Origin of the sequence: Streptomyces cyaneochromogenes (assembly GCF_003963535.1) — a bacterium.
GTDB classification, from domain to species: Bacteria; Actinomycetota; Actinomycetes; order Streptomycetales; family Streptomycetaceae; genus Streptomyces; species Streptomyces shaanxiensis.
This window is the reverse complement of record NZ_CP034539.1, coordinates 8,842,929-8,865,651: the sequence shown is the minus strand read 5'-3', so window position 1 is coordinate 8,865,651 and position 22,723 is coordinate 8,842,929. Positions and strand designations below refer to the sequence as shown.

20 protein-coding genes are annotated in these 22,723 nt (G+C 71.0%); 8 read left to right on the top strand and 12 right to left on the bottom strand.

From position 1 onward, the window contains the following. Window positions 1-26: 26 nt before the first annotated feature. The 5 genes from EJ357_RS40020 to EJ357_RS40000 form a co-directional block, all read right to left on the bottom strand. Window positions 27-941: a dihydrodipicolinate synthase family protein gene (locus EJ357_RS40020; protein WP_126396611.1), complete on the bottom strand. Its 915-nt coding sequence runs from the start codon at window positions 939-941 to the stop codon at window positions 27-29. 30 nt (window positions 942-971) lie between these two features. Beyond that, window positions 972-2,396 carry an NAD(P)/FAD-dependent oxidoreductase gene (locus EJ357_RS40015; RefSeq protein ID WP_126396609.1) on the bottom strand — a complete coding sequence of 475 codons (1,425 nt, stop codon included), beginning with the start codon at window positions 2,394-2,396 and terminating at the stop codon, window positions 972-974. Beyond that, window positions 2,389-2,691 carry a (2Fe-2S)-binding protein gene (locus EJ357_RS40010; RefSeq protein WP_126396607.1) on the bottom strand — a complete coding sequence of 101 codons (303 nt, stop codon included), beginning with the start codon at window positions 2,689-2,691 and terminating at the stop codon, window positions 2,389-2,391. The genes EJ357_RS40015 and EJ357_RS40010 overlap by 8 nt, the downstream gene beginning before the upstream one ends. Next, window positions 2,688-3,839: an NAD(P)/FAD-dependent oxidoreductase gene (locus EJ357_RS40005; RefSeq protein WP_126396605.1), complete on the bottom strand. Its 1,152-nt coding sequence runs from the start codon at window positions 3,837-3,839 to the stop codon at window positions 2,688-2,690. Before EJ357_RS40005 ends, EJ357_RS40010 begins: the two co-directional genes overlap by 4 nt. Before the next feature lie 141 nt (window positions 3,840-3,980). Continuing rightward, entirely contained in the window at window positions 3,981-4,643 is a 663-nt protein-coding gene (locus EJ357_RS40000; protein ID WP_175647685.1) for an MmyB family transcriptional regulator, read from the bottom strand. 223 nt (window positions 4,644-4,866) lie between these two features. Between EJ357_RS40000 and EJ357_RS39995 the strand changes: the two genes are divergently transcribed. Continuing rightward, window positions 4,867-5,517, top strand: coding sequence for a helix-turn-helix domain-containing protein (locus EJ357_RS39995; protein ID WP_126396601.1), 651 nt, complete (start codon window positions 4,867-4,869; stop codon window positions 5,515-5,517). A gap of 39 nt (window positions 5,518-5,556) precedes the next feature. Further along, on the top strand, window positions 5,557-6,081 hold the full coding sequence (locus EJ357_RS39990) for a toxin-antitoxin system, toxin component (RefSeq protein WP_126400654.1): 525 nt from the start codon (window positions 5,557-5,559) through the stop codon (window positions 6,079-6,081). A 34-nt stretch (window positions 6,082-6,115) separates the two neighbouring features. Here EJ357_RS39990 and EJ357_RS39985 read toward each other — a convergent pair whose 3' ends face one another. After that, complete coding sequence (locus EJ357_RS39985; protein ID WP_126396599.1) at window positions 6,116-7,159, bottom strand: alpha/beta fold hydrolase; 1,044 nt, start codon at window positions 7,157-7,159, stop codon at window positions 6,116-6,118. Window positions 7,160-7,410: 251 nt separating this feature from the next. Here EJ357_RS39985 and EJ357_RS39980 point away from each other — a divergent pair, with 251 nt between their 5' ends. Then, window positions 7,411-7,641, top strand: a complete 231-nt coding sequence (locus EJ357_RS39980) for a hypothetical protein (protein WP_126396598.1) — start codon at window positions 7,411-7,413, stop codon at window positions 7,639-7,641. 79 nt (window positions 7,642-7,720) lie between these two features. Here the strand turns inward: EJ357_RS39980 and EJ357_RS39975 are convergent, their stop codons facing one another. Then, entirely contained in the window at window positions 7,721-8,401 is a 681-nt protein-coding gene (locus EJ357_RS39975) for a 4'-phosphopantetheinyl transferase family protein (RefSeq protein ID WP_126396596.1), read from the bottom strand. Then, the gene (locus EJ357_RS39970; protein WP_126396594.1) at window positions 8,398-9,258 is read right to left on the bottom strand and encodes a metallophosphoesterase family protein; all 861 of its coding nucleotides are present in this window, start codon (window positions 9,256-9,258) and stop codon (window positions 8,398-8,400) included. Before EJ357_RS39970 ends, EJ357_RS39975 begins: the two co-directional genes overlap by 4 nt. Window positions 9,259-9,518: 260 nt before the next feature. Here EJ357_RS39970 and EJ357_RS39965 point away from each other — a divergent pair, with 260 nt between their 5' ends. Further along, window positions 9,519-10,646: an ATP-grasp domain-containing protein gene (locus EJ357_RS39965; RefSeq protein WP_126396592.1), complete on the top strand. Its 1,128-nt coding sequence runs from the start codon at window positions 9,519-9,521 to the stop codon at window positions 10,644-10,646. 192 nt (window positions 10,647-10,838) lie between these two features. After that, entirely contained in the window at window positions 10,839-12,524 is a 1,686-nt protein-coding gene (locus tag EJ357_RS39960) for a carbohydrate binding domain-containing protein (RefSeq protein WP_126396590.1), read from the top strand. A 239-nt stretch (window positions 12,525-12,763) separates the two neighbouring features. Here EJ357_RS39960 and EJ357_RS39955 read toward each other — a convergent pair whose 3' ends face one another. Genes EJ357_RS39955 through EJ357_RS39940 form a run of 4 tightly spaced genes read right to left on the bottom strand, consistent with a single transcriptional unit; the run spans window position 12,764 to window position 19,225 of the window. Then, window positions 12,764-14,014 carry an alpha-L-fucosidase gene (locus tag EJ357_RS39955; RefSeq protein ID WP_175647684.1) on the bottom strand — a complete coding sequence of 417 codons (1,251 nt, stop codon included), beginning with the start codon at window positions 14,012-14,014 and terminating at the stop codon, window positions 12,764-12,766. 4 nt (window positions 14,015-14,018) lie between these two features. After that, window positions 14,019-17,075, bottom strand: coding sequence for an alpha-mannosidase (locus EJ357_RS39950; RefSeq protein ID WP_126396588.1), 3,057 nt, complete (start codon window positions 17,073-17,075; stop codon window positions 14,019-14,021). Window positions 17,076-17,123: 48 nt separating this feature from the next. Next, window positions 17,124-18,464 carry a 6-phospho-beta-glucosidase gene (locus tag EJ357_RS39945; RefSeq protein WP_126396586.1) on the bottom strand — a complete coding sequence of 447 codons (1,341 nt, stop codon included), beginning with the start codon at window positions 18,462-18,464 and terminating at the stop codon, window positions 17,124-17,126. Beyond that, entirely contained in the window at window positions 18,461-19,225 is a 765-nt protein-coding gene (locus EJ357_RS39940; RefSeq protein ID WP_126400649.1) for a DeoR/GlpR family DNA-binding transcription regulator, read from the bottom strand. Before EJ357_RS39940 ends, EJ357_RS39945 begins: the two co-directional genes overlap by 4 nt. Window positions 19,226-19,377: 152 nt before the next feature. On the opposite strand from EJ357_RS39940, the gene EJ357_RS39935 reads away from it, so the two are divergent. The 3 genes from EJ357_RS39935 (at window position 19,378) to EJ357_RS39925 (ending at window position 22,723) form a co-directional block, all read left to right on the top strand. Continuing rightward, window positions 19,378-20,397, top strand: coding sequence for a carbohydrate kinase family protein (locus tag EJ357_RS39935; protein WP_126396584.1), 1,020 nt, complete (start codon window positions 19,378-19,380; stop codon window positions 20,395-20,397). Between the two features lie 89 nt (window positions 20,398-20,486). Continuing rightward, a complete protein-coding gene (locus tag EJ357_RS39930) occupies window positions 20,487-21,773 on the top strand; it encodes an ABC transporter substrate-binding protein (RefSeq protein WP_126400646.1) in 1,287 nt (428 codons plus the stop codon). Further along, on the top strand, window positions 21,773-22,723 hold the full coding sequence (locus tag EJ357_RS39925; protein WP_126396582.1) for a carbohydrate ABC transporter permease: 951 nt from the start codon (window positions 21,773-21,775) through the stop codon (window positions 22,721-22,723). Before EJ357_RS39930 ends, EJ357_RS39925 begins: the two co-directional genes overlap by 1 nt.

Here is a 22,723-nt window from a genome sequence, read left to right as displayed (position 1 = left end):
ACGCGGGTGCGGTTGCGCGAGTGCGGTCAGGCGAGCCCTGCGGCGACGGCCCGCTCGGTGGCGGTCCGGACCGCCGCCTCCTGCTCGGGCAGCAGCGGCACGCGCGGCGGGCGAACGGGACCGCCGTGCCGGCCGACGAGGTCCATGGACAACTTGATGGCCTGGACGAACTCGACCTTGGAGTCCCAGCGCAGCAACGGGTGCAGCTGCTCGTACAGCTTCTTGGCCGTGCCCAGGTCACCGCCTACGGCGGCGCGGTACAGCTCGACGGAGGACTTCGGCAGCGCGTTCGGGTAGCCGGCCACCCAGCCCTTCGCACCGGCGATCGCCAGCTCCAGCAACACGTCGTCGGCGCCGATCAGCAGGTCGAGTTCCGGGGCGAGTTCCGCGAGCTGATACGCGCGGCGGACATCGCCGGAGAACTCCTTGACGCCGTGGATGTAGCCCTCGCCGTGCAGCTTGGCCAGCAGCTCGGGCACGAGGTCGACCTTGGTGTCGATGGGGTTGTTGTACGCCACGATCGGCACGCCCGCCTTCGCGACCTCGGCGTAGTGGGCGAGGACGGAACGCTCGTCGGCGCGGTAGGCGTTGGGCGGCAGCAGCATCACGGACGCGCAGCCCGCGTCACGCGCCTGCTCGGCCCAGCGGCGGGACTCGGCGGACCCGTAGGCGGCGACGCCGGGCATCACGCGCGCTCCGCCGATGGCGGCGACGGCCGTCTCGACGACCTTGGCCCGCTCCTCGGGAGTGAGGACCTGGTACTCGCCGAGCGAGCCGTTCGGCACGACGCCGTCGCAGCCGTTCTCGACCAGCCAGGCGCAGTGCTCGGCGAACCTGCCGTGGTCGACGGAGAGGTCGTCGTTCAGCGGGAGCGCGGTGGCGACGAGGACGCCGCGCCAGGGGCGGTCGTCGGAGGCGAGGGCGTGGGCGCTGTGGCTCATGAGGATCCCATCTCAATAGCGTGTGACATTTTACTGGTGGTCCATCTCTCCGGCACGCGCCAGAATCCCGAGCGGCACCGGGCGGGCGAACGGCCGCCGGGACGGCGCAAGTTCGCACCCGGCGAGCCCCGCGACCGCGGGCCCGCACATCCGCCCCTGGCACCAGCCCATCCCGGCCCGCGTCAGCAGCTTCACGGTCCGCGGATCACCGGCACCGAGCTCCGCCACGGCCTCCCGGATCGCCCCGCCGGTGACCTCCTCGCAGCGGCACACGACGGTGTCGTCGGTGACCTGCTCGGTCCAGTGGACGGGCGGGGCGTACACGGAGTCGAGCGCGGCGGAGAACGCGCGCAGCCGGGCACGGACCCGGGCGGCCGCCGCCCATGCGCCCGGGTCGGGTTCGGTGCCGCGCAGGCGGGCCGCGGCCGAGCATCCGGCGATGTGGCCCTCGGCGAGCGAGAGGGCCGAGCCGCCGATGCCCGTGGTCTCTCCGGCGGCCCAGACGCCGGGCACGTCGGTGCGCTGCTCGTCGTCGACGTGCACGGCGGGGCCGTCGAGCCGGCAGCCCAGCGTGTCGGCGAGGTCGGTGTGCGGGAGCATGCCGTGGCCGACGGCGAGGGTGTCGCAGGGGACACGGCGCTCGCTGCCCGGCCTGACCCGCCCGCTGGCGTCGAGCGCTGCGACGGTCACGGCCTCCAGCCGCTCGGTGCCGTGCGCCTCGACGATCGTGTGCCGGGCGAGGAGTCGCGCCCGGTGGCGCAGCAGCCGAGCCGCGTACCCGGCGCCCTCGGCGACCTTGCCGGGCTGCGCCGCCAGCGCACGGGACTGCCGTACGAACGCCTTGGGGTCGGCGGACTCGACGAGCGCGGCGATCTCGACCCCGGCCGCGGCGAGTCCGGTCGCCACGGGGAGCAGCAGCGGCCCGGTCCCGGCGACCACTGCGGTGCGGCCGGAGACCACGAGGGCACCCTTGAGCATGGCCTGGGCGCCGCCCGCGCTGACGACACCGGGGAGGGTCCAGCCGGGAAAGGGCAGCACCTTCTCGTAACCACCGGTGGCCAGCAGCACGGCGTCGGCACGCACTTCTGCCGCGCCCTCCTGCTCGGGACCGAGCAGCGCGTGGACGGTGAAGCCCCGGTCCGGCTCGCCACGACGCTCGACGCACCACACATGATGCTCCGTCAAATGCCTTACGCAGCCTGCTCGGACGTACCGATCGAGGCCGTCCTTGAGCCGCTCCCACGTGCGCCACTGGTGATGCAGGGCCTGCGGCCGACGGGCCCGCAGCCCGGGAGCGGGCCGACGGTAGAACTGCCCGCCCGCCTCCCCCGCCGAATCCACCAACGTCACCCGCACACCGCACGCCGCGGCGGCGACGCTCGCGGCCAGCCCCGCCGGACCCGCACCGATCACGACGAGGTGCGGGACCGCCCCGCTGCGGTTCGGGTCAGTCATCGTGGCCCGTCCCCTCCTGGGTACGGATGGCGTCGCCGGGGCGCAAGGGCACAAGGCAGGCCCGCTGGTTCGGGCGGTCGTTGACGGTCACGAGGCAGTCGAAGCAGATGCCGATGCCGCAGAAGACGCCGCGCGGCCGGCCCTGGCCCCGGGTGCTGCGCCACGACGTGACACCGGCCGCCCACAGCGCGGCGGCGACGGTCCGGCCGGGCAGCACCTCGATCTCGCGGTCGTCCAGGGTGACCGTGAACGCCGGGCCCGGCTGGGCGTCGGCAAGTTCCAGAGGGGTTCTCACATGGCCTCCGCGGCGAAACGGTCGGGGCGGAACGGGGTCAGGTCCAGGTCGGGGGTCTTCGCGGTCAGCGTCTGGGCGATCAAGTGGGCGGTTCCGGTGGCGAGTCCGATGCCCGCGCCCTCGTGACCGCAGGCGTGGTACAGGCCGGGGACACGGGGGTCGGTGCCGACAGCGGGCAGGTGGTCGGGCAGGTACGGGCGGAAACCGAGGTAGGAGCGCATCGCGCGCACCCGCTCCAGGAACGGGAACAGCCGGGTCGCCCCCGCGGCCAGCGCCCGTACGACCGGCAGCGAGAACGTCCGGTCGAAGCCGACCCGTTCCCGGCTCGCCCCGATGAGGATCGGCCCCGCGGCCGTGCCCTCGACGACCGGTGAGGTCTGCAGCGCGGCCGAGTCGCTGGCCACGTCGGCCACGTAGTCGGCGGCGTACACCTTGTGCCGGACCCGGCGCGGGAGGGGTTCGGTGACGAGGACGAAACCGCGCCGGGGGAGGACGGGGAGCCGGACGCCCGCGAGTGCGGCTAGCTCACCGCCCCAGGTGCCGGCCGCGTTGATGACGGCCGGGGCGTGGATGTCGCCCTTGTCCGTACGGACCCCGCGCACGGCGCCGTCCGGCGCGCGCAGCACGTCGGTCACCGTGTGACCGGTGAGCAGGCGGGCGCCGGATGCGCGGAGCAGGTGGGCGGCGGCCAGAGCGGGCATGACCTGGGCGTCCTGGGGGTAGTGGACGGCGCCGGGCAGGCCGGGGGCCAGGTGGGGTTCGAGGTCGTAGAGCCCGTCACCCGCCACCGGTTCGGCGACGACCCCGGCGGCCCGCTGCCCTTGGGCGAAGCGCTCCAGCGCCGCGAGCCCGTCGGGCGAGGAGGCCACCACCACTCCGCCCTTGGACTCGTACTCGACGGCCTCCCCGAACTCCTGCGCCAGCTCGCCCCACAGCCGACCGGACAGCAGCGCGAGGTCCAGCTCGGGGCCCGGCTCCTTGTCGGAGACGAGGAGGTTGCCCTCCCCGGCCCCGGTGGTGCCGCCGGCCACCGGGCCGCGGTCCACGAGGATCACGTCGAGGCCCGCCCGGCCCGCGTAAAGGGCACAGGCCGCGCCCACCATCCCGGCGCCGACGACCACGACATTGCAGGTCAGTCGCTTGCTCACACCAGTACTATGTCACATGTCGCTCACGCTGGGAATGATGCAGATACGGGGAAATGCGGCGAGAGAGAACAAGAAAGAGGACAAGGAATCCGTCGCGCTGACGGGGCGCCGTCGGCGACCTGAACGCCGACGGTGCCCCGTTCAGTCCTCGGTGGCGGGAACGACTCTCAGGTGGCTCGCGGTGCGGCGCACCCCACGCCCCCTGGGCCGGTCCCGGCGCACCTCACGCAACACCAGGGTCAGCCGGGTGTAGCCCATCTCCTGAAGGGTCCTGGGCGTCTCGTCGACGACCCGGCACTCGGTCGCGCCCCAGCGCGGATCGGGGTGCAGCAAGGGCCGTACGGCGCCGTCCTGCACGACGGCCCGCTCGCCGACCGCGCGGATCCAGTGCGGCAGGCCCTGCCGGTAGGCGGCCTCCATGATCGGGTCCTGGGCGATCTCCCGGCGGATGGCCTGCAAGCCGTGGTCATGGCCGTTGCGCTCCACGGCGGCCGCGAAGTGGGCCAGCATGGGCAGGCACCAGCTGGACTCGTGCTCGCCGAGGACCGTGCTCGCGTCCGGGTGGAAGAGGACGAACCGGAGGAAGTTGTCGTCGGGCATGGCGGTCGCGTGCGGGCCCACCGCGCGGAAAAGTGACGCGAAAGCGGCGTTCGCGAGAACCACGTCCCAGCGGTGATCGAGGATGACGGACGGGAAGGGCACGGCCTCCAGGAGAGTGCCGTAGTCCCGCAGATACGCCTGGGCCTCGCAGCTCTCGGGGACGGGCCGCGGCACGGACCGCTGCCCACCTGCCTGATATGCCATCGGGAGGTCACCCCTCTTGCCTATGCGGCCTTCGCGCGGCGCCTTGATCCTGCTGCCCGGGTCCGAGTCGTGTCAACTATCGTGGCATTCCATGCCTGTTGACGGCTGAAATTGGACACAGTTGTGGCGAGACCTGGATGTGAGTTCGAACCAGCGGGTAATCTCCGTCCAGTTCACGGCAACCGCTTGTGAGAAGCCTGTGAGAGACGTAGGAGATCTGTCGGTGACGGATGGCATCGAGGGTCCGGGCGCCACGCCGACGGCTGCGCTGCCGGCCGTCGTCGCTCGTGTCACTGCGCTCGCCGACCGGCTCGGCGTGCCGCACGCGGAGGTCTTCGACTCCGGCCGCCTGTCCGTGGCCTCCGGCGTCCCGGTGCCCGTGGTCAAGGCCCTGCTGAGCGGCCGCCCGGCGGGCGAGCCGGACATCCAGGCCCGCTTCCTCCAGCGCCTGGACCTGCTGCGCCGCACCCGGCTCAAGCCGAACGGCCGCAAGTACACCCAGCAGGAGATCGCCGACGGCGCGGGCATGTCACGCCAGCAGGCGGGCGCGCTCATCAACGGCGACCGGCGCCCCACCATGGAGCACTGCGACGCCATCCAGCGCTTCTTCCGCGTACACGCCGGATTCCTCACGGCCGAGGACCCCGAGGCACTCGCGGGCGCCCTCCAGCGCACCGAGCAGGATCTGCTGCAGAAGCTGGCCGAGCGCGAGACGGCGCAGGCCGTCGAGGATCCGCTGGAGAAGCTCCTGCAGGACCACGGCGTGCGCGGCATCGCCTGGCGAGCCGCCCAGCTGCCCACCGACCAGCACCGCGACAAGGTCGCCGAGTGGCTGGACATGCTCCTGGAGAGCGTCAAGCGGCCCGAGTCGTGATGCGGGGAGAACGGGAGACCTGTGGGCATCGGTAGGGAAATGCGCCGCCTGTGCGGCGAGTTGGTCGCGGAGCTGGCGCTTCCCGCGCCGGCGGCGCCGGAGAAGCTGTACGGCGCCCTGTGCGACGCCATGAGCAGACGCCGCGGCCGTCCCGTCCTCTTCCGTACGTCCGCCTTCCCGCCCGGCACCGCGAGCGGGCTGTGGCTGGACATGCCCGACCAGGACCTCGTCGTGATCGAGGAACGCACCGCGCCCGACCACCAGTTGGTCATCCTCGGCCACGAGCTGTGGCACATGAAGGCTGGCCACTGCAGCCACAGCATCGAGGGCGCCACGGTGGCGGCCCGTCTCCTCGACGACCGGGCCGACCTGCGCTCGACGGTCCTGAAGGTCGCCGCACGCAGTCACTTCGACCAGGCCGAGGAGAAGGAGGCCGAGACCTTCGGCCTGCTGCTGGCCAGCAAGTGCCGCACGTGGCTGGCGGTTTCGTCGGCACGGGGTCAGCGGGACCATTTGGCGGGGCGGATCGAGGCGTCACTGGGCTATCTCGGGCCACAGGGCTGACCTCGGGCACGACGCGTCCCGTACGCGCCTCGGATCACGTCGCGCTGCGTTCGCTCGCCTCCCGCAGATCCCGTTCCACCGCACGGGAGCGGGCCGTGTCCGGCTGCCCAGCCGCCGTGCCGGGCCGTCCCGCCCGCAACAGCTCGCGCCAGCTCTCGCGGCTCCAGTCGGCGGGGGCGGTGGTGGCCGTGAACTCCTCGACCAGGGCGACGAACCGGGCCGGGTCGGTGTGGAACGGGAAGTGGCCGGCCCCCTCGAAGATCTCCAGCCGGCTGCCGGGCATCGCCTCGTGCGCACCGTACGCGTGCCGCACCGGCACCACGCTGTCCCGGTCGCCCCACAGCAGCATGGTCGGCATGCCCTCGGTCAGATAGCAGCGGTCCAGCATGGTGACCACCTGCCCGCGCCAGTCGACGACCGCCCGCAGGGTGCGGATGAAGGCGTTGCGCGAGGTCTCGTCGGGCAGCGCGTCGACGAGGGTGAGCAGTTCCGGCGCGTCCTGGCCGAGATCGGTGTCCAGGAGCCTCATCAGCCGTACCGCGAGCCCGACTTGGAGCCGCATGCCGGGCAGTCGGAGTGTCGACAGGACGAGATGGGCGCCCGGCAGCGAGACCAGTCGCAGCACCGGGTTGACCTCGCGGCCCACCCCGCCCGCGCTGACCAGGATGAGCCGTTCGGTGCGCTCGGGGAACTGGTAGGCGAACTGCATCGCCACTCCGCCGCCCAGCGAGTGCCCGACCAGCGTCGCCGACTCGATGCCGAGCGAGGTGAGCAGATCGCGCACGCCGTTCGCGTAGGCGGCCACCGAGTAGTCGGCGCGCGGCTTGTCCGAGGCGCCGTGGCCGAGCAGGTCGGGGGCGATGACGGTGTGGGTGCGGGCGAGGTCGGGGATCAGCCCGGCCCAGGTGTCGGAGGAGTCACCTATGCCGTGGATCAGCACCAGCGCCGGCCCGGCGCCGGCCATCCGGAACGCGCGCCGGTAGCCGTGCACCACCCGGTACTGCAGCTCGAGTTCTCCGTCGCCCACCGGGCGCAGCCGTACGGCGCGCGCCGGGCGCGGTCCCGGGACGTCGACCACGTCACTCGCTCCCGTTCCTCTTCCCGTAGTTGTTCCCGTGCCCGTTCCCTGGCCGCGAGAACGCGGCCGAAAGCCCTTCCCTCCAGCGTAGGACGGCTTTTCCACAAGGGATTTCGGGGAGGTTTCGCCTCCGCTAAGCGGGCGAACGGAGGTGTGGCCGGACCCGATTGTCAGTGGTGGACGGCAAGCTGGTGGTACGCCCTCATATGCGGGGCACGACGCGACGACGCCGACTTGGGGAGAGCCGACCGATGCCCACCGCCGTACTGACCGACCGCGAGCGCACCGCCGTCCAGGCCTATCTGCGGCTGTTGCACACCGTACGAGCCGCGTTCGACGGTCCCCCCGGCTCCCGCCGACCACCCCTGGTCCCGCCCTCCGTCCTCGCCGAGGCGGAACAGGCCCTGGCGGACGCGGGACTGAGCGGCAACGAGGAGGAGTTCTTCCGGCTGCTGCAGAGCTGGTGCCCCGCGGAACCGTAGCTGACCGGGAGCGGACCGCCGGGCGCCTGCACCGGGCGCCCGGCGCGGGCCGGTTTCATGCGGCACGCTCACGACGGGCTCAGGCGTGCGGCACGCTCACCGCTGTCGCCACCAGCCCTCGTCGGACCGTCCACCGCCCCTCGAAGAGGTCCACCTGGTGGTCGCCCACCCACGGTCCCGGGACGAGGAGCCGGGCCCGGAAGCCACCGCCGTACGGCTCACCGGGGTCGGTGGAGAACTCGATGTCGGCCTCGGTGAAGTCCAGCCACTTTCCGGTGAGGGGGAACCACGCCTTGTAGACGGACTCCTTGGCGCTGAACAGGAGCCGGTCCCAGTGGACGCGCGGGTGCTCGTCGGCCAGACGGCGCAGCCGGGCCGCCTCGGCGGGCAGGGCAACGGCCGACAGGACGCCCTCCGGGAGCGTCTGATGGGGCTCGGCATCGATGCCGAGGGAGGCCAGGTCGGCGGCGCGGACCAGGGCGGCGGCGTGGTAGCCCTCGCAGTGGGTCATGCTGCCGGCCAGCCCGGCCGGCCAGCCAGGGGCGCCGCGCTCACCGGGCAGGATCGGCTGCGGCGGCACGCCGAGTTTCTCCATGGCGCGGCGGGCGCAGGAGCGTACGACGGCGAACTCCCGGCGGCGCTTGCCGACCGCCCGGGCCACGACCGCCTCCTCCTCGGGGTACAGGGCCGTGTTCGGGGGCTCCTCGTCGCCGTACGCCTCGACGGTGACGACCACGTCCGGCAGCAGTTCCTCGATCAACGGGTCCCGTCCTCCCTGGGCAGAATCCGGCGCAGCCGCCCCGGTGGATCCGATCGCTTCCGCCACTCCCGGGGGTACCCCACCGACACCTCCTCGAAGCGGACGCCCTCGTGCCAGGTGGTGCGCGGGATGTGGAGGTGGCCGTAGACCATGGTCTCCACGCGGAACCTGCGGTGCCAGTCCGCGGTCAGCCGGGTGCCGCACCACATGGCGAACTCGGGGTACCACAGGACGTCCATGGGATGGCGGTCCAGCGGGTAGTGGTTGACGAGGACGGTGGGCAGGTCCTCGGGCAGTGCGGCGAGCCGGCGCTCGGTCTCGGCGACCCGGGCCTCGCACCAGGCCTCCCGGGACGGGTAGGGGTCCGGGTGCAGCAGGAACTCGTCGTTGCAGACGATCCCGGTCCCGTGCGCGTACCGCAGTCCTTCCTCCTTGGTGGTGCAGCCGGAGGGCAGGAAGGAGTAGTCGTACAGCAGGAACAGCGGGGCCACGGCCACCGGGCCGCCGGGGCCGTCCCAGATGGGGTAGGGGTCCTCGGGGGTGATCACGCCGAGTTCCCGGCACAGGTCGACCAGGTGCTCGTAGCGGGCGACGCCGCGCAGGGTGACGGAGTCCTTGGGGTGGGTCCACAGTTCGTGGTTGCCCGGCGCCCAGACGACCTTGCGAAAGCGCCCGGCGAGGGTCTCGAGGGCCCAGCGGATGTCCGCCACGGTCTCGGCCACGTCACCGGCGACGAGCAGCCAGTCCTCGTCCGAGCCGGGGCGCATCTTCTCGACCAGGGCGCGGTTCTCCTCGTAGCCGATGTGCAGGTCGCTGATGGCCAGCAACTGTCCGCCACCGCCGGCCGTCGACGTCACCCCTCGCCCCTTTCGATCACCCGAACGACTCCACGAGACCATATGGTGCCGCGCGAGGACAAGGCGGGATCACGTCGACATGATCGCGAAATCCGTAACACGTACGTTGCACGCGGCGCCCTTTGAAAGCCGTATGATCGCCCCAACACCACCGCCTTGAACGTCCCTTCGCACGGGGCGATTTTGGTGTCCCTCCAAACACCCTGCCCGGGTACGGGCCTGCTTTGCCCTGCCCGCGAACCCCGAAAGGACGGCCCTGCATGGTCTCTCGCGTACGCGTCTGGCTCAACCGCACGTACGCGGAGAACGTGTTCTTCATGGATCAGCTGCGGAGAAATCCCAGCGATCGGGCCGTCGAGATCCATGCGACGCACGGGGACGCCGACTCGCCGGTGCTGGCCGCCGCCGACACCGCCGATCTCGAGCCGGAGGGCCTGTCCCCGGCCGGGTACGTCGAGTACGCGCTCGCCCAGTGCCGGCGCCGTGGCATCGACGTCTTCGTGCCGCGGATGCACCAGTCGGCGATCGTCGCGCACCGCGCGGAGTTCGAGGCGGTCGGCACGGCGCTGCTGGCGCCGCCGCCGGAGGCCGTGGCGGTCTTCCACGACAAGGTGATCGCGTACGAGGCCGTGCAGGCGATCGGGGTGCCGGTGCCGCCGTGGTGGCGGGTGCGCACCGCCGACGAACTCGAGTCCGCCGTCGAGGAGTTGGAGGCGCGCGGGTACAAGGCGTGCTTCAAGCCGGCCTCCGGTGCGGGTGGGGTGGGTTTCCGGATCATCACGCGCTCCCCCTTCTCGCTCATGCACCTCAACGGGTTCCCCACGCCGTACGTCCAGCTGGATCTGGTGCTGGACGCGTTGCGGCGGGCCGACGAGCCGGTGGACTGGCTGGTCATGCCGCGCCTCGAGCAGCCCGAGGTGTCCGTGGACTGCCTCACCGGGCCGGACAACCGGGTGCGGCTGGCGATCGGCCGCAGCAAGAACGGCCGGCGTCGTGGGTTCACCCTGCAGGAGCAGTGGCTGGAGCCGGCGCGGCGGATCGCCGAGGGGTTCGGGCTGCACTACCTGTCCAACATCCAGTTCCGGATGTTCGGGGAGACGCCGGTGCTGATGGATGTCAACACGCGGCCGGCGGGTGGGTTGCACCAGCTGTCGTTGTGCGGGGTCAACGTGCCTTGGCTGGCTGTGCGGTTGGCCCTCGGCGATGACCCGGGGGAGGTTGCACCGCCGTTCGTCGGTCAGGACTACACGGTCGTGTCGGGACCGCGGCCGGTGCGACCGGTGTCCATTCCGCAGCAGCGGGCGGAGGTTGAGGAGCCGTTGCTGTCGGCGATGCCTGCGCCTCCGGCGGTTGACTCGGTGGGGGCGGCTCAGGTGCTGCCACTTTAGGTTGTCTGCCGGGTGCGGGTTGTTTGTGGCTTGTCGCGCAGTTCCCCGCGCCCCTGAAGGACGTCACCTCCCCGGTGTGGACCAATCCCGGCGTCAGAGCTTGACAGAGGGATTGGTCCATACCAACTTGGTCTGCGTACCTCTCTGCACCTCGTGCACTCCCGAACACCCCACATTCCCCAGGGAGATCGCGTGCGCAACCAACCCCTCAGACGTCTCAGACGTCGCCTTCTCGCCCTGCTCGGCTCCGCCGCACTCGCCGTCGCCGGAGCCGTCGCGCTTCCCGGTACGGCCCAGGCGGCCAACATCCTCACCAACCCCGGCTTCGAATCCGGTTCCCTCTCCCCCTGGTCCTGCTCCGGCAGCCTCGGGTCGGTCGTCTCCTCCCCCGTGCACGGCGGCTCCAAAGCCCTTGCCGGGGCGGTCAGTTCGAGCGACATCGCCAAATGCGGACAGACCCTCTCGGTCCAGCCGAACACGGCGTACACGCTCAGCGGCTGGGTGCGCGGATCCTACGTCTACCTCGGCGTGGACGGCGGTGCCTCGACATGGACGTCGTCTCCGTCGGCGTACAGCCGACTGTCCGTCTCCTTCACGACCGGCGCGTCGCAGACCAGCGCCACCGTCTACGTCCATGGCTGGTACGCCCAGGGCACCTACCACGCCGACGACATCAGCCTCGACGGGCCCGGTGGCGGCGGATCGGACAGTCAGGCGCCGAGCGTGCCGGGCAGCCTGCGGTCCACCGGCAAGACGTCGTCGAGCGTGTCGCTGGCGTGGAACGCCTCGACGGACAACGTCGGGGTGACGGCGTACGACATCTACCGGGGCGCCGCCCAGGTGCTCAGCGTGTCGGGGACGAGTGCCACGGTCAGCGGCCTGTCGCCGAGTACGAGCCACACCTTCACGGTGAAGGCCCGGGACGCGGCCGGGAACGTGTCCGGGGCCTCCAACGCCGTCACCGTCACGACGGACCCCGGCGGCGGTGGCGGTACCGGCTTCAAGCAGGCCGCGCCCTATCTGTACCTGGGCTGGGGCGACCCGCCGAGCGCCACCTCGGTGATGAGCGCGACCGGCATCAAGTGGTACACGATGGCGTTCATCCTGTCCTCCGGGGGCTGCAACCCCGCCTGGGACGGGCAGCGTGCGCTGACCGGCGGCAACGACCAGAGCGTCATCAACTCCATCCGCTCCGCGGGCGGTGACATCGTGCCGTCGATCGGCGGGTGGAGCGGCAACAAGCTCGGGCCGAATTGCTCGTCGGCGGAGGCGCTGGCGGGGGCCTATCAGAAGGTCATCGACGCGTACGGGCTCAAGGCGATCGACGTCGACATCGAGAACACCGACGAGTTCGAGAACGCGACCGTGCAGGACCGGATCCTGAACGCCCTGAAGATCGTCAAGGCGAACAACCCGGGGCTGCGGACCATCATCACCTTCGGCACCTCGACGACCGGCCCGACCTACTGGGGCAACCGGCTCATCGAGCAGGCCAAGGCGCTCAACGCGGACATCGACGTCTTCACGATCATGCCGTTCGACTTCGGCGGCGGTGCCGACATGTACGGCAACACCGTGAACGCCACGGAAGGGCTGAAGAACAAGCTGAAGTCCACCTTCGGGTGGGACGACGCCACGGCCTACGCCCGCATCGGCATCTCCGGCATGAACGGCCTGTCCGACCAGCAGGAGCTCACCTCGCCCGCGACCTGGACCCAGATCCGCGACTGGGCGAACTCCCACCACATCGCCCGTCTCGCCTTCTGGTCGGTCAACCGCGACCGGCCCTGCCCGGGCGGCGGCGTGACGAGCAACTGCTCCGGGATCAGCCAGAGCAACTGGCAGTTCACGTCCATCACGGCCGGGTTCACCGGCTGAGGCCGCGGTCGCCCGCGCCCGGAGAAACTTTCTTTCCCGGAGGGTGTATCAGGGCGCCGACCGCGCGCTCATAGGAGTGAAAGGCAACGGGGGAACAACGGGGTACGGGGGAACGCACCACAACGGGGAACGCACCACAACGGGGGAAGCAGGGGAAGCACGGGGGATTCGGGCCGGCCGACCGCTGTCACGGGGGCGGCGGCCGACCGGTCCGAGTTGACCCTCGGGGCCTGAAGGGGTCAGAAGCGGCCCGAGCCCCGGTACAGCTCCAGCTCGCCGTCCAACTCCACGGCCAGCACCGTGGCGTGCGGGTCGAGGTCCGCCGCGGCGGGCGGTTCGATCCACAGGACGCCCGGCGTCTCGTGCAGGCCGCCGGTGATGCGGTGGGCGAGTTCCGTGCCGCTGCCGAGCACCGTGACCCGGCGTACCGAACCGAGCAGCCCGCGTACGTTGATCTCTGCGCGCGGGGCGTCGAAGAGGATCAGGTACAGGGTGCGGCGGTCCTTGGAGAGGGTGCTCGGGCCGTAGTGGTGTCCGGCCGGGAGACCGCGCTCGGTGCCGTACACCGCCTCCGCGTGCTTCGCGATCCAGTCGCCGAGCCCCTCCAGGCGCTCGACGTGCTCCTGCGGGATCGTGCCGTCCTCCCTCGGACCGACACTGAGCAGCAGGTTGCCCCCTCCCCCGATCGTCTCCGTGAAGTAGCGGACCAGTTGGTCGACCGACTTGTGGTTGTGGTCGTGGTGCTGGTGGCCCCAGGAGTCGTTGAGGGTCAGGCAGAGTTCCCAGGGGCCATCCGGCGGAATGACCGGGGCGCCCTGCTCCGGCGTCGCGTAGTCGCCCTCGCTGAGCATGCGGGCGTTGAATACGACGTCCGGCACCTCGGAGCGGATGAGCGCGGCCAGTTCGGGGATGCGCCACTGCTCCTCGCTGCGGTCCCACTCGCCGTCGAACCACAGAAGGTCCGGCTTGTAGCGGGAGGTGAGTTCGCGGATCTGGCCGTCCCGGTAGGCGAGAAAGCGTTCCCAGGCGTCCAGGTCCTCGAATTCCGCGGCGACTTCGGAGTAGCGGTTGTCCTCCAGCTCCGGCGGGCGGCCCGGCTTGCGCGTGGAGGCGTAGTCGGGGTGGCTCCAGTCCGAGTGCGAGTAGTACAGGCCGACCTTGAGGCCCTGCTCGCGCAGGGCGTCCGAGTAGCCGCCGATCAGGTCCCGGCCCACGTTCAGATCGCCGTGGGCCGTGTCCCAGAGGGCCACGCCGTCGTGGTGGCGGCTGGTCAGGACGGCGTACCGGGCGCCGGCCCGCGCGAACAGCTTCGCCCAGTCGCGCGGGTCGTAGCGGGAAGCGGTGAAGCGGTCGAACTGGGACATGTACCGGTCGTACGGGACGATGTCGTCGTAGAACGACCAGGACTCCTGTACGCCGTCCACGGCATAGATGCCCCAGTGGATGAAGATCCCCAACTTGGCGTCGGTGAACCAGGGTTGCATCGGCACCGGCTCAGCTCCCCTCGGCGCGCTTCAGGCGGAGCGTGAGGACCTGGAACGGGCGCAGGGCGACCGCCACCCCGCCGTCCGCGGTGACGTCCGCGTCCTTTGCCAGCGGGCGCTCCAGCAGGTCGGTCACCTGGGCGCCAGCGAGCGGGAAGCCGGTGCGGACGACGCCGGTCGCCCGGCCGCCTCGGGACTCGTAGAGGCGTACGACGACGTCGCCGGACCGGTCGTCGGCCAGCTTGACCGCCTCGACGGTCACCCCGTCGCCGTCCACGGAGACGACCGGCTCGGGCGCGCCCGCCGCGTCCGCCACCCGCAGGGGGAGGTTGAGGGAGTAGCCCTCGGCGACGGCGTCCTCGATGCTCGCGCCGGGAAGCAGGGAGTAGGTGAAGCGGTGCATGCCCTGGTCGGCCTCGGGGTCCGGGACGCGCGGGGCGCGCACCAGGCTGAGGCTGACCCGGGTCGTCGTACCGCCGTCCTCGCGGACCGTGCGGGTCACGTCGTGGCCGTACGTCGAGTCGTTGATGACGGCGACGCCGTAGCCGGGCTCGGCGATGTGTACCCAGCGGTGGCCGGAGACCTCGAAGCGGGCCGCCTCCCAGCTGGTGTTGGTGTGGGTGGGGCGCTGGATGTGGCCGAACTGGATCTCGGCGGAGGAGTGCGGGGCGCGGATGTCCACCGGGAAGCCGGCCTTGAGGATCTTCTCGGCCTCGTGCCAGTCGATCTCGGTCTCGAAGTCGATACGGGGGCTGCCGGCCCGGACCGTGATCGTCTGGGTGAGCTTCGAGCCCTTGCCGAAGGCGCGCTCGACCCGGATCGCGCCGACCAGCGGGTCCGCCTCGACCACGGTGACCGACTCGGCCTCCAGCAGGTCGGTGAAGCGGTTCCTGTAGTGCTTGTCGATGTCCCAGGCGTCCCAGTAGTTGGGCAGGTCGGTGTGCAGGCGCAGCAGGTTGCCCTTCTCCGCCAGGACCTCTCGGCCGGCCCGCAGGTCCCGTACGGAGGCCAGTGTGCCGTCCTGCGCCACCTCGACCCGGATCAGGCCGTTGTCGAGGACACGGCCGGAGACCGAGACCGGATGCGCGGGCTCGGCGGCGTCGAGGGGCGCGCTGCCGCTCGCGGGCACCTTCACGTACGCCGGTGCGCCCTCGGCCGTACGGACCACCTCGGCACGCTCGAACGGGCTCGTGTTGAAGACCCGGGCCTGACCACCGCCGAGCGCGGCAACCGCCTCCGCCGTCAGGGCCTCCAGTTCCTCGGCCACCCTGGCGTATTCGGCCTCGGCCTCGCGGTGCACCCAGGCGATGGACGACCCCGGCAGGATGTCGTGGAACTGGTGGAGGAGGACGGTCTTCCAGAGCCGGTCGAGCTTCTCGTACGGGTACGCGTAGCCCGGCGCGTGCAGGGCCGCGGTCGTCGCCCACAGCTCGGCCTCGCGGAGCCGGTGTTCGCTGCGGCGGTTGCCCTGCTTGGTGCGGGCCTGGGAGGTGTACGTCGCCCGGTGGAGCTCCAGGTACAGCTCGCCGACCCATACGGGGGCGTCCTCGTACTCCGCGCGGGCCTGGGCGAAGAACTCGTCGGGGTGCTCGATGACGACCTTGGGCGAGCCCTCCAGGTCGGCCAGCCGGCGTGCCCGCTCCATGATCTCGCGGGTGGGGCCGCCACCGCCGTCGCCCCAGCCGAAGGGGGCGAGGGAGCGCGTGCCGCCGCCCTTCTCGGAGTAGTTGCGGACGGCGCGGTCCATCTCCTCGCCGCTGAAGCGGGCGTTGTAGGTGTCGACGGGCGGGAAGTGGGTGAAGATGCGGGTGCCGTCGATGCCCTCCCACCAGAAGGTGTGGTGGGGGAACTTGTTGGTCTGGTTCCAGGAGATCTTCTGGGTGAGGAACCACTCGTTGCCCGCCAGCTTGGCGAGCTGCGGGTAGGCGGCGGTGTAGCCGAAGGAGTCCGGCAGCCAGACGCCCTTGGTCTCGACGCCGAAGTGCTCGATGAAGAACCGCTTGCCGTGGATGAGCTGGCGGGCGATGGCCTCGCCGCCGGGCAGGTTGCCGTCGGCCTCGACCCACATGCCGCCGACCGGCGCCCACTGGCCCTTCTTCACGGACTCCTGGATCCGGGCCCACACGTGCGGATAGTTGTCGCGCACCCACTCGTACTGCTGGGCCTGCGAGCAGGCGAAGATGAAGTCGTCGTACTCGTCGGCCAGCGACGTGACGTTGGAGAAGGTGCGGGACGTCTTGCGCTTGGTCTCGCGGATGGGCCACAGCCACGCCGAGTCGATGTGGGCGTGGCCGACGCCGGAGACGGTGTGCGCGCTGGCGTGGGCGGGGCGGGCCAGGACGGGGGCGAGGATCGCGCGGACGGCGGTGGCGCTGCCGGCGATGTCGTCCAGGTCCAGGGCGTCCATGGCCCGGTCGAGGGCGTGCATGATCTCGTGGCGGCGGGGCTCGTGCTCGCCGAGGTGGACCATGAGCCCGCGCAGCACCTGCAGGTCCAGGTCGAGGTGCCAGACCTCCTCGTCCAGGACGGCGATGTCGGCGCGCTGGAAGGTGTAGAGGGGCTTGTCGCCCGCGGTGCGGATGTCGCCGAGCGGGGTGGGGGCCGCGAAGTCATTGGCCAGGATGTCGGGGTTGGAGGCGGCCTCGACCAGGTAGTCGATCTCCTCGCCGCCCGAGACGGGGTTGCCGATCGGCACGTACTGGTTGAGCGGGTTGACCGCCTTCAGGGGCCGGCCGTCGGGCAGGTGGACCAGGGCCTCGGCCTGGTTGCCGGGCCAGTCGCCGACGAAGCCGAGGTCGATCACGGCCTCGACGCGGCGTCCGGCCCACTCGGCGGGCACCCGGCCGCGCATGCGGAACCAGGTGGTGCCCCAGGGCGGGCCCCACGGGGTGTCCATCGCGAAGGGCTCGTACCGGGCGGCCGCGGCCTCCTCGAAGGAGACGGGCTCCCCCGGTGCCTGCCAGGCCTCGACCTCGAAGGGAACGGTGGCCGCGTAGATCGCGGGCTTGATGCGCTGGTTGTGGAGGCGCTCGACGCGCTCTTCGATGCGGCGGCGTTCGTCGTGCATGAGGGGTCTCCAGAGAGGCTGGCGGGAAAGCGCTTTCCGTCAGGGGGCTTACTTAAGGTACGCGAGACCGGGGTGAACGTCGGTGTAGCCCTCGACGAGGCGACGGGCCACGTTCACGGAGTCGACGAGCGGGTGCAGGGCGAAGGCCTTCACCGCCGTCGTACGGGCGCCGGACTCGGCGGCGGCGAGCACCTCGCGCTCGACGGCCTTGACCGCGCAGACCAGCCCGGTGGCGTGGTCGGGCAGCGGGGCGACCGCGACCGGGTGGGCGCCGTTGGCGTCGACCAGGCAGGGCACCTCGATGACGGCGTCGGCGTCGAGGACGGAGAGGGTGGCCTGGTTGCGGACGTTGAGGATCAGGGTCGTGCGCTCGTCGCGGGCGATGGCCCGCATCAGGGCGAGCGCCACCTTCTCGTACCCGCCGGACAGGTCGTCGGCGTCGCGTTCGCCGGCGCCGGCCGTCTCCCGGTTCTCGGACATGTAGGTGGCCTCGCGCTCGGCGCGGGTGCGGTCCCAGATCTCCAGTGCCGAGGCGTCCGGGTCGCGCATCTGCTCGTAGAAGCCGGCCTGCTGGTCGCGCAGGAACGCGCCGCGGGTCTTCTCCGCCTGCTGGTAGGCGCGGACGGCTTCCCGGTTGAAGTAGTAGTAGTGCAGGTACTCGTTCGGGATCGCGCCGAGGGAGCGGAGCCAGTCGACGCCGAAGAGCTTGCCCTCCTCGAAGGAGCCGAGCAGATCGGGGTCGGCGAGCAGGCGCGGGAGTTCGTCGCGGCCGGCGACGCGCAGGCCGCGGACCCAGCCGAGGTGGTTGAGGCCGACGTAGTCGATCCATGCCTCGCCGGGGTTCTTCACGCCGAGCACGCGGGCGATACGGCGGCCGAGGCCGACCGGCGAGTCGCAGATGCCGATGACACGGTCGCCGAGGTGGCGGGACATGGCCTCGGTGACCAGTCCGGCCGGGTTGGTGAAGTTGATGACCCAGGCGTCCGGCGCCAGACGGGCCACCCGCTGCGCGATGTCGACGGCGACCGGGACGGTCCGCAGGCCGTAGGCGATGCCGCCCGCGCCGACCGTCTCCTGACCGAGGACGCCCTCGGCGAGCGCGACCCGCTCGTCGTTCGCCCTGCCCTCCAGGCCGCCGACGCGGATCGCCGAGAAGACGAAGTCGGCGCCGCGCAGGGCCTCGTCCAGGTCGGTGGTGGCGGTCACCTCGGGGGCGTCGGGGATCCCGGCCGCCTGTTCGGCGAGGACTCGGGTCACGGCGTTCAGGCGGCCTGCGTCCAGGTCGTGCAGCACGACGTGGGTGACCCGGCCCTCGGCGCGATCGCCCAGGAGCGCCCCGTACACGAGCGGCACGCGGAATCCGCCGCCGCCCAGAATCGTCAGCTTCACGTCTGCACCTTTCCCGCCACGACGACCTCGACGCCCGCCTCCTCCAGGGAAGCCCGCGTCGCCGTGTCGACCGGCGCGTTCGTCACCACCACGTCCAGATCCTCGGGACCGCACACCTTCGCCATCCCGTGCCCGGGGAACTTCGCCGAGTCGGCGAGCAGGACGACCCTGTCGCCGGCCTTGATCATGGCCCGCTTGACCGGCACCTCGACGACCGTGGTGTCCATGACCTGCCCGCCGGGCCGCACCCCACTGGTGCCGAGGAACAGCCAGTCGGCGTGCAGCTGGCGCAGATTGTCCTCGGTGAGGAAGCCGACCAGGGAGCGGTACTCGCGGCGGAGCATGCCGCCGAGCAGCACCAGCTCGATGCCCTCGTCGTCGGCGAGCTCCTCGTAGACCACCAGGTTGCTGGTGATCACGGTGAGGCGGCGGCCGTGCAGCTGGCGGGCCAGCCGGAAGGCGGTGGTGCCGATGTCGAGCAGCACCGACTGACCGTCTTCGATCATCGCGGCCGCATGCGCGGCTATGGCGTCCTTCTCGGGCACGCGCACCTCGGCGACCTCGGCGAAGGGCTGGTCGCCCTCGTCCGCGACCGCGCCGCCGTGGACCCGGGTGAGCAGGCCGTCCTCCTCGAGTTTGACCAGGTCACGCCTGATCGTGGCGGGGCTCACACCCAGCTGTTCGGAGAGATCGGTCACGGCCGCGGGGCCACCGGCGCGCAGGGCCCGCAGGATGAGTTGGTGTCGTCGTTCCGCTAGCACGCCGTGAACACTACTCGTCATCTTCAATCATCGCCATGCTCATTTCTGCTCGGGTATTGACCAATCTCTCCGAGCGGCGCACGATTCCGGTCACCGAATTGAAGAGTTTTGACGAGCTCTGTTGAGCGGGTCCCGAACGAGAGGACGCAACCGTGGACGACGACCGGCCCGATGTGCTGCTGACCGGGCTGCTCTTCTACGACCTCGTCCTGACGGGGCTCGGCAAGCCGCCGACACCGGGCGAGGAGATCTGGACCGGCGGCATGGGCTGCGGCCCGGGCGGCATCGCCAACCTGGCGGTGGCGGCCGCCCGCTTCGGCCTGAGGACCTCGCTGGCCACGGTGTTCGGCGACGACCTCTACGGCGAGTACTGCCGGGACATCCTGTGCGACCAGGAGGGCATCGACCTCTCGCTGTCCCGCACCGCGGACCGCTGGCCCACCCCGGTCACCGTCTCGCTCGCCTACGGCCACGACCGTGCCCTCGTCACCCACGGCCAGGAACCCCCGCACTCGCAGGACGCGCTGATGGGCGACCCGCCCGAGGCGCGCACCGCCCTCGTGCACATCGAGGCCGAACCCCGCGAGTGGCTGGCCAAGGCCGCCGCGAACGGCACGCACATCTACGCCGACGTCGGCTGGGACCCCACCCAGCAGTGGTCCACCGACCTGCTCGACCAGCTCCGTCTGTGCCACGCCTTCCTCCCCAACGAGACCGAGGCCATGGCCTACACCCGCACCGACAGCGCGGTCGCGGCCCTGTGGACGCTCAGCGAGCTGGTGCCGGTGGCCGTGGTGACGCGCGGCGGTGACGGCGCGGTCGCCGTGGACCAGGTGACCGGTGAGTACGCCGAGGTGCCCGCCCTGGATGTCGACGTCCTCGACGCCACGGGCGCCGGCGACGTGTTCGGGGCGAGCTTCGTCGCGGCCTCGCTGGGCGGCTGGTCCCTGGAGGAACGGCTCAGGTTCGCCGTCCTGTCCGCCGGGCTGTCCGTCCAGCGGCACGGCGGCGCCCTGGCCGCCCCCGGCTGGTACGGCGTCGACCGCTGGTGGCGTTCCCTGACCGACCCCGAGCTGAAACGGACGTACGGCTTCCTCGCGGACCGGCTCCCGGCGGATCCCGGTCCCCCGGTCGCGTACGCCCCGGTGACTCCTCCCGCACGGCAGAACTGACCTCCCCACCCCACGTGCCCCACACACGTGCGCCCCCACATGCCCCTCCCATGCGAAGTCCCGAACAGATCCGAAAGGCGGTGGGAGCTGTGCGGCTCTCACGAAGAGGCCTGCTGCGCGCGGGCCTGGCCGGTACGGCCGCCACGGCGCTCGGCGGCCTGGCGTCCGGCTGTGCCGTTCCGACCGGCTCGACCGGCCGGAACATGGTCCTCTGGTACTGGAGCGGCGGCCTGAGCGACACGGTCGTCAAGAACGCCAAGGCCCGCTACGACAGCTCGGTGGACCTCCAGGCCATCCAGATCGGCGGCCAGTACCGCTCCAAGCTCATCACCACCATCACCGGCCGGGCCCACATCCCCGACATCGCGGGGCTCAAGGGCGAGGACATGGCCGCCTATCTGCCGAACGCGGACCAGTTCATCGATCTGCGGACGCTGGGCGCGGAGAAGTACAAGAGCCAGTACCTGTCCTGGAAGTGGGACCAGGGCATAGCCGACGACGGCACGATGGTCGGCTTCCCGATCGACTGCGGGCCGGTCGCGCACTACTACCAGTACGAGGTCTTCCGCAAGGCGGGGCTGCCGTACGAACCCGACGACGTGTCGAACGAACTGAACACCTGGGAGAAGTTCTTCGACGCGGGCGTGCAACTGGGCAAGCGCGTCCCGCAGGCCAAGCTGCTCACCGACGTCAACTCCGTCTTCGGGAACGTCGTGGAGCAGGGCGCGAAGCGGTACGTCGACAAGGACCGCCACTTCATCGGCGACCAGGAACACGTGCGCCGGGCCTGGGCGCTCGCCGTGGAGGCCAAGCGGCGCGGGATCGTCTCGGACCTGGTCAGCGGCACCCCGGACCAGCTGTCGGCCATCCAGGACGGCAAGCTGCCGAGCCAGCTGAACGCCTCCTGGGCCAGCTTCGACATCAAGAACGGTGTGCCGAAGACCAAGGGCAGGTGGCGGGTGGCGCAGATGCCCGTGCGGCCCGCGAACAGCGGCGGTTCGTTCCTGTCGATCACCAAGGCGTGCCGGGAGCCCGAGCGGGCCTTCGAGGTCATCACCTGGATACTCAACGCGGCCAACCAGGCCCAGGGTTACGTCGACGCGGGCCTCTTCCCGTCCACGCCCGCCTCGTACGACCTGAAGCAGATGCGGGAGCCGGACGACTTCTTCGGCGGCCAGGTCACGACCGACATCTTCGGGCCGGCCGCGCAGAAGATCGCGGTCGCCTACAACAGCCCGTACGACGTCGCTCTCGGGCAGCCCATCAAGGACGAGATCAAGAACGTCGGCGTCCTCGGCAAGGACCCGAAGAAGGCCTGGAGTGACGCCATGAGCAAGTGCCGTCGCATCGCGAAGCACCTGGGGGTGAGCTACTGATGGCCGTCCTCGAACAGACCCCGCCCGCCGTCGCGCAGCCCGCTCCCGCACAGCCGAAGAGCGGCTTCCGCAAGTACTGGCACCTCTACGCCGCCATCTCGCCCTTCTACCTGATCTTCCTCGGCTTCGGCCTCTTCCCGGTCGGCTTCTCGCTCTACCTGTCCTTCCACCGCTGGGACGGCCTCGGCTCGATGGAGTGGGCCGGGCTTTCGCAGTACCAGTACCTGCTGAGCGACAGCGACTTCTGGAACTCGATCGGCAACACGGTCGTCATCTGGGCGCTGGCCACCTTCCCCATGATCTTCCTGGCGATGGTCACGGCCGTGATGCTCAACTCCGCGGTCCGGTTCAAGGGCCTGTACCGCGTCGCCTACTTCCTGCCGAACGTCACCTCGGTCGTCGCCATCGCGATCGTCTTCGGCTCGATCTTCTCCACCAACGCCGGCATGGTGAACGCCGTCCTCAACGCGGTGGGCATCGACCAGGTGGCCTGGCTGAACACGCCGTGGGGCATCAAGGTCACCATCGCGGCACTGATGACGTGGCAGTGGACCGGCTACAACGCCATCATCTTCCTCGCCGGACTCCAGACCATCCCGAGCGACCTGTACGAGGCGGCGCGCATGGACGGCGCCGGTCCGATCCAGACCTTCTTCCGGATCACGCTGCCGCTGCTGCGCCCCACGCTGCTCTTCGTGCTCGTCGTCTCGACGGTCACCGGCCTGCAGAGCTTCTCCGAACCGCAGGTCCTGCTCCAGACCTCGTCCAACGACTCGACGTTCGCGGGCGGTCCGGGCCACTCGGGCCAGACGATGGTCCTCTACTTCTTCCAGCAGACCTTCGACAACAACGACTTCGGATACGGAGCCGCGGTGGCGTGGGGCATCTTCCTCGTCGTCGTGCTCTTCTCGGTCATCAACTGGCGCCTCGTGCAGCGCCGGGGCGAGTAG

Bases quoted from the DNA above. Each gene is read 5' to 3' on its own strand.
- EJ357_RS40000 (WP_175647685.1), bottom strand. From the start codon at position 4,643: ATGGCATATCAGGCAGGTGGGCAGCGGTCCGTGCCGCGGCCCGTCCCC.
- EJ357_RS40015 (WP_126396609.1), bottom strand. From the start codon at position 2,396: ATGACTGACCCGAACCGCAGCGGGGCGGTCCCGCACCTCGTCGTGATC.
- EJ357_RS40020 (WP_126396611.1), bottom strand. From the start codon at position 941: ATGAGCCACAGCGCCCACGCCCTCGCCTCCGACGACCGCCCCTGGCGC.
- EJ357_RS39980 (WP_126396598.1), top strand. From the start codon at position 7,411: ATGCCCACCGCCGTACTGACCGACCGCGAGCGCACCGCCGTCCAGGCC.
- EJ357_RS39965 (WP_126396592.1), top strand. From the start codon at position 9,519: ATGGTCTCTCGCGTACGCGTCTGGCTCAACCGCACGTACGCGGAGAAC.
- EJ357_RS39950 (WP_126396588.1), bottom strand. From the start codon at position 17,075: ATGCACGACGAACGCCGCCGCATCGAAGAGCGCGTCGAGCGCCTCCAC.
- EJ357_RS39925 (WP_126396582.1), top strand. From the start codon at position 21,773: ATGGCCGTCCTCGAACAGACCCCGCCCGCCGTCGCGCAGCCCGCTCCC.
- EJ357_RS39990 (WP_126400654.1), top strand. From the start codon at position 5,557: ATGCGCCGCCTGTGCGGCGAGTTGGTCGCGGAGCTGGCGCTTCCCGCG.